The 5,803-nt window shown below is 61.3% G+C and carries 7 protein-coding genes and 2 tRNA genes; 5 read left to right on the plus strand and 4 right to left on the minus strand.

From position 1 onward, the window contains the following. A partial coding sequence (locus tag HP546_RS24615; protein ID WP_172230714.1) for an FAD-binding oxidoreductase occupies nucleotides 1-387 on the minus strand: 387 nt, incomplete at its 3' end. A 203-nt stretch (nucleotides 388-590) separates the two neighbouring features. Here HP546_RS24615 and HP546_RS24620 point away from each other — a divergent pair. The 4 genes from HP546_RS24620 (at nucleotide 591) to HP546_RS24635 (ending at nucleotide 2,268) form a co-directional block, all read left to right on the plus strand. Beyond that, nucleotides 591-667, plus strand: a tRNA-Val gene (locus HP546_RS24620). Between the two features lie 170 nt (nucleotides 668-837). Then, a tRNA-Val gene (locus HP546_RS24625) sits at nucleotides 838-914 on the plus strand. Nucleotides 915-1,045: 131 nt separating this feature from the next. Beyond that, a complete protein-coding gene (locus HP546_RS24630; RefSeq protein ID WP_172230717.1) occupies nucleotides 1,046-1,615 on the plus strand; it encodes an SPOR domain-containing protein in 570 nt (189 codons plus the stop codon). A 227-nt stretch (nucleotides 1,616-1,842) separates the two neighbouring features. Next, nucleotides 1,843-2,268: a GTP pyrophosphokinase gene (locus HP546_RS24635; RefSeq protein WP_172230720.1), complete on the plus strand. Its 426-nt coding sequence runs from the start codon at nucleotides 1,843-1,845 to the stop codon at nucleotides 2,266-2,268. A gap of 3 nt (nucleotides 2,269-2,271) precedes the next feature. Here the strand turns inward: HP546_RS24635 and HP546_RS24640 are convergent, their stop codons facing one another. The 3 genes from HP546_RS24640 to HP546_RS24650 form a co-directional block, all read right to left on the minus strand. Continuing rightward, nucleotides 2,272-2,964: an endonuclease gene (locus tag HP546_RS24640; protein ID WP_172230723.1), complete on the minus strand. Its 693-nt coding sequence runs from the start codon at nucleotides 2,962-2,964 to the stop codon at nucleotides 2,272-2,274. A gap of 6 nt (nucleotides 2,965-2,970) precedes the next feature. Continuing rightward, the gene (locus HP546_RS24645; protein WP_172230726.1) at nucleotides 2,971-3,213 is read right to left on the minus strand and encodes a DUF1654 domain-containing protein; all 243 of its coding nucleotides are present in this window, start codon (nucleotides 3,211-3,213) and stop codon (nucleotides 2,971-2,973) included. Nucleotides 3,214-3,454: 241 nt separating this feature from the next. After that, the gene (locus tag HP546_RS24650) at nucleotides 3,455-4,459 is read right to left on the minus strand and encodes a LacI family DNA-binding transcriptional regulator (protein ID WP_172230729.1); all 1,005 of its coding nucleotides are present in this window, start codon (nucleotides 4,457-4,459) and stop codon (nucleotides 3,455-3,457) included. Nucleotides 4,460-4,598: 139 nt separating this feature from the next. On the opposite strand from HP546_RS24650, the gene hisD reads away from it, so the two are divergent. Continuing rightward, nucleotides 4,599-5,803 (plus strand): histidinol dehydrogenase (gene hisD / locus HP546_RS24655; protein ID WP_172230732.1); only part of this gene is annotated, 1,205 nt, incomplete at its 3' end.

The following is a 5,803-nucleotide window of genomic DNA, read 5'->3' on the forward strand; positions in this document are numbered from 1 at the left end:
GGCGAATACGCCACCGTCTTTCAGGTCGCACTGAATGTTGTACTTGGCCACGCGCTCACGAATGATGCGCCCGCCTTCGAAAGCCATGTGGCCCAGCAGTTGAGCCTGCTGGGGGCCGACGGTGCGTTCGATGACGTCGATGTCGCGGCTGTAGCTGTTGACGATCTGGCCGCCGTTGCGGCCGGATGCGCCAAAGCCCACCTTGGCCGCTTCGACAATGCTCACCTTGAAGCCGTTTTCCAGCAGGAACAGCGCGCTGGACAGGCCGGTGTAGCCGGCACCGATGATACAGACATCGGTTTCCACCTCACCCTGCAGCGCCGGACGTGGCGGCACCGGGTTGGCCGAGGCGGCGTAGTAGGACTGGGGGTAGGGGGTGTTAGCCATGCTGCAGGAACCTCTGTGTTTTATATTTTTAACGAATGTACCGATGCTATCAATAATAATAAACACCCGCTAGTCGTCCGTTGAAAATCCTTTACTCGGCCCCGGGGCAGCACCTTTATATAAAGAGGTTAAGATTCAGTAGGTTAGCTCGAAAAAAAGTGTTGACAGGGTTTTTGGAATCAGTAGAATGCGCACCACACGACAGGCACATAGCTCAGTTGGTTAGAGCACCACCTTGACATGGTGGGGGTCGTTGGTTCGAGTCCAATTGTGCCTACCAAATCGAAGAAGGGGTGATCCGCAAGGGTCATCCCTTTTTTCATTGTCCCGTTTATCGGGCAATGCGACTGCGATTGAAGGGTGATGCGCTGGCAGTCGAAAGTTTTTGATTTTTCTGAAAAAAAAGCTTTACAGGTACGCATTCGATCACTAATATGCGCACCACACGACAGGCACATAGCTCAGTTGGTTAGAGCACCACCTTGACATGGTGGGGGTCGTTGGTTCGAGTCCAATTGTGCCTACCAAATCCGAAAAGGGCGATCAGAAATGATCGCCCTTTTTGCATGTGCGCTCGTAGCAGCGTGTAACCTTTGGTCGCGGTTCTCGGCACTGCCTGCATGCTAGAATCCGCCCCTTCGAATCTGGAGGTACACGCGTGCGCAAACTGGCTGTGGTAATGGCAGTGCTCGCCCTGGCGGGCTGTGAAAACGAGGTCGAAGGCGTACACAAGCAGGTGGCCGAACACCTGCACAACCCCAAGACGGCCAAGTTCGGCAACGTACGCATCGATACCCAGGGCACCATCTGCGGCCAGGTCCGCGGCAAGGATGATGCCGGGCAGTACGAGGCCTATCGCAGCTACGTGGCGATCAAGCGCGATGGCCAGTACGACATCATCGTCGACGACAGCGGCAATAACCTGCGCATTCGCGAGATCTGCGGTGGTGCCGACCTGCAGCGGCGCGCCGACGCGCTGGCTGACCAGCCGGCCCCGCAAGGCTGGGATGTAGAAGTGGTCCAGGGCGCCAACATGGGCGCACTCAGCGACATGACCGCACGCCTGATCGAAAAGGGCATCCCGTCCTCGGTTGAGTACCGCAACGGCAAGCCGGTGGTGCTGATGGGGCCATTCCCTACCCGCGAAGAAGCGCAGGCGCGCAGGGACGAGGTAATGGCCAAACTGGGCACCGACTCGGTGGTCATCCAGCACGGCGTGGCACGCTGATTTCACGATCAATGTAGATAGTCTGCAGGTTCACCCGCTAATGCGACGGCGGCTGCGACGGTGAATGGCCGGGGGATATTGGCCTGCAGGCCCGGCCCTTTCGCGGCGGTTCGACGGCTGAAGGGATGTTGGCCAGCCGCTGGTCCTGACCGCAGCCAGTGCTTGCGACATTTTTCACACAAGTTTGGCTATGCTTGGGTTGGGAGATGCTGAACGGGGAGGGCCTCATGTCTACACTGGAGCGGGCCATTGCCGTGGCTGCCAGGGCGCATGAAGGGCAATACGACAAGGGTGGGGCGGCTTATATCCTCCACCCGCTACGCGTGATGATGCGGGTTGCCACACCTGAACAACGGATTGTCGCGGTGCTTCACGACGTGATCGAAGACACGCCGCTGACCTTGTCCGACCTGGCCCGCGAGGGCTTTGCGCTGAAGATCCTTGCCGCCTTGCTGGCGCTTAGCCGCCGCGAGGGCGAAGCTTACCAGGACTTCGTGGTGCGCCTGGGCGATGACCCGTTGGCGCGCAGCGTCAAACTGGCCGACCTGGCGGACAACAGTGATCTTTCGCGCATCGCTTCCCCAGGCCTTGACGACCTGGCGCGGCTGACCCGTTACCGCCAAGCCAGTGCCTATCTGCAGGCATTGGCGTGATGCTCAGCTGCAGGCATTGAGGTTGACCGGCCCGACAAACTCATTGCCACGCCCCATCAGGCAGGCCACTCGCTGGTTGCGTTGCTGCTCCCAGGCTTGCGGCGGGTAGGTCTTGTTCCAGGCTTCGAACAGCTGGCGGTCCTGTCTGGACAGGCGCAGGTTGTATTGCTTGCTCATGTAGAAATAGGTGCGCGCGATCATGCCGCGGATAGACGGGCGCGGCATGACTTTCTTCGCCTTGAAGTCGACCTGGGTCAGGCAGCTGCCATATTGCCCGCGCTGTTCGGGCAACCAGCCGAAACTGTAGTTGCTGCGGTCGCCGTTGACCTCGCCGATGCTGGGCACCAGGTTGTGCAGGTCGGCCTCGGCGCGCTTGTACGCCTCGTCATGCTGCGAACACTGCTTGCGCCCACCGTTCTGCCAGCACTGGCGCTGGTGGCCGATCTGCCAGGCCGGCACGATGTGCTCCCACTCGATGCGCGCTGCGCGCTGGGCATTCTTGCGCGGGGTGTAGCCGCACGACGCCAGGTCGACCTTGTTGCCCTTGTACTTGCAGCCGCAATAGAATTCGGTCGATTGTGGCGCGTACAACTTCCAGGCGACCTTCTTCGCCTCCTGGAAGGTGCGCGGCGCGTCGGCTTGCACAAATGGGGTGATCAATAACAGGCAGGCTGCCGCGAAAAACGAAACTCTCATGCGTGGTCAGTCTTCCTTTGGCACGGTCCAGAAGATTTGCACGCCGCCATCATCGCGGTGGGCGAGGGTGACATTGTCGTTTTCGGCAATCTCCTCGAGCAGGGTTTCCCAGTCTTCCGGGGTTTCCTGTTCCAGGCGATAGATCAGCGCCGCACGGCTGCGCTGGGCGGTGGGGCTGTTGATGATCTTCTGGATGCGTACACCCAGCTGTTCATAGCTGCTTGGGGTGGCAGAGGCGGTCCTGGACACAGGCATTTCCTTGTTTTGCTGTATGCGCATACAGTATTTCACTGTAAGTAATTTCGCAACAGCCTGTCAGGCGAAAACCTTGCTCAAGCCTGGGCCGGACCGTGGGCGGCTGTATCCCGCGTATTCCACAGGGTTCCTCATCGTCGGGTTCTGATTCAGCAGCGAGCAAAAAAGCGGATTGCCATGGACCCGACCATGATCCTGGCAGGCAAGTATGTGTGGCGCTGGCGAGCCTCAGTGTTCAGCGCGGCGCGGCGGTGGTGCCGCGCACGATCAGCTCGACCGGCAGGCACTCGCTTTGCGGAGCCTGACCGCTGCGGATCCACTGCAACAAGGTACTGGCGGCACGCTGGCCAAGCTCGTAGGTAGGCAGTAACACGGTCGTCACTCCCGGGGTGACCTGTGCGGTGAGGGGCAGGTTGTCGCACCCGACAATGGACAGGTCCGCCGGGACCTCAAGCCCCAAAGCCTGGGCTTCGAACAGGCAGCCCACGCTGAGCACATCATTGCCGCAGAACACCGCCGTCGGACGCTGGTTCAGCTGCAGCAGCTGGTTGAGCCCGGCACGGCCGCCTTCGAAGCCGAACGGCTGCTCGACGATGTTGCCGTCCGGCAGGGTGCAACCGGCAACGGCCAAGGTTTCGCGGAACCCGGCCAGGCGCGCGCGGGCCCGATCGTTATGGCGAAAGAAACCCGAGATCACGCCCATCTGCCGATGGCCGAGGCGTAACAGGTGCTCGGCAGCCAGCTGGCCGATACGGTAGTTGTCGAAGGCCAGCGACGGCTGGGTAGGGTGGCTGGCCCAGGTCACCAGCAGGCGTACGTCATGCGCACGCACCATCTCCCACACCGGCTGGGGATGGTCCGCACCCACCAGCACCAGGCCATCGATTGCCTGGCCAAGCAGGGCCCGCACCAGCTCCAGCTCGGCGTTGGGGTTGTATTCGTGGGTTGCCAGCAGTAACTGGTAACCCTCGTTGGCCAGGGTGGTCTGCAGGCCTTGCACTGCGCGGGCGAAAATGGCGTTGTCGAGCGTGGGCATGATAGCGCCGATGATCCGTGCACGCCCCGAGGCCAGTGCCCGGGCCGAGCCGTCGGGCAGGTAGCCAAGGCGCTCGATCGCGTGCTGGATTTTTTCCCGGGTGTCGGCACGCACCAGCTGCGGGTTGGACAGCGCGCGGGAAACCGTGGCGGGGGAGACACCGGCCAGGGCGGCTACATCATGCAGGCGGGGGCGTGAATTCATGGCGGTCTGGTAAGTGAGCGGTACCTGACAATACAACCATTCGGCATTTTTTTCCCAATGTTCTTGATCTTGGCGGAGCAGAGGCTACGTTGAATGAAAGCGCTTTCATTTCTTTGCAAGAACATTTGCCGGAGACACCATGACCATCACTTACCTCAAGCAGGCCAGCAAATCTGCCGACGCCAACACAGCCGAAGCACAGCGGGTGGTAACCGAAATGCTCGAAGACATCCAGCGGCGCGGCGAGGACGCGGTGCGCGACTATGCCCGCACGCTCGACAAGTGGCAGGGCGATATCGTGCTCAGCGATGCCGAGATCGACCGGCGAACTGCGCAGGTGCCCAAACGTGTTCGTGACGACATCGATTTCGCCGCGCGCCAAGTGTATGAATTTGCCTGCGCCCAGCGACGCTCCATCAAAGACCTTGAAGTGACCCTGCCATCCGGAGTAATTGCCGGGCAGCGGGTGATCCCGGTGAATGTGGTGGGCTGCTACGCACCGGCAGGGCGTTATGCGCATATCGCTTCGGCCTACATGGGGGTGGCCACGGCCAAGGCCGCCGGGGTAAGGACGGTGCTGGCATGTTCCAGCCCGTTTCTGGGAGAAAGCATCCACCCCTATGTGTTGTATGCCTTCAAGTCGGCCGGTGCCGACCTGATCATGACCCTGGGTGGGGTGCAGGCCATTGCCACCATGGCTTACGGCCTGTTCAGCAGCAAGCCCGCCGATGTCGTGGTGGGGCCCGGCAACAAGTTTGTCGCCGAGGCCAAGCGCGCCCTGTTCGGCAAGGTGGGCATCGATGTGTTCGCCGGGCCTTCGGAGGTGGCGGTCATCGCCGATGACAGCGCCGATGCGGCTATCGTGGCCAGTGACCTGGTGGGCCAGGCCGAGCATGGTCACGAGTCGCCGGCCTGGTTGTTCACCACTTCGCGCAGCCTCGCCCAGGCGGTGATGGCCAAGATACCGGAGCTGATCGAAGCCCTGCCGCCGGTAGCCCGCGATGCGGCGTTCTGCGCCTGGCGCGACTATGGCGAAGTGATTCTGTGCGACAGCCGTGACGAGGTGGTAGAGGTGTCCGACCGTTATGCCAGCGAACACCTGGAAGTGCACGCGCACGACCTTGGCTGGTGGCTGGACAACCTGACCTGCTATGGCTCGCTGTTCCTCGGTGAAGAAACCACGGTGGCCTTCGGTGACAAATGCAGCGGGCCCAACCATGTGCTGCCGACCAAAGGTGCAGCCCGTTACTCGGGAGGATTGTCGGTGCACAAGTTCCTCAAGACCTTGACCTGGCAACGCATGCCCCGCAGTGCAGTGCGCCAGATCGGCCAGGTGACGGCGCG

Origin of the sequence: Pseudomonas sp. CM25, from assembly GCF_013179705.1 — a bacterium.
Taxonomy (GTDB): Bacteria; Pseudomonadota; Gammaproteobacteria; order Pseudomonadales; family Pseudomonadaceae; genus Aquipseudomonas.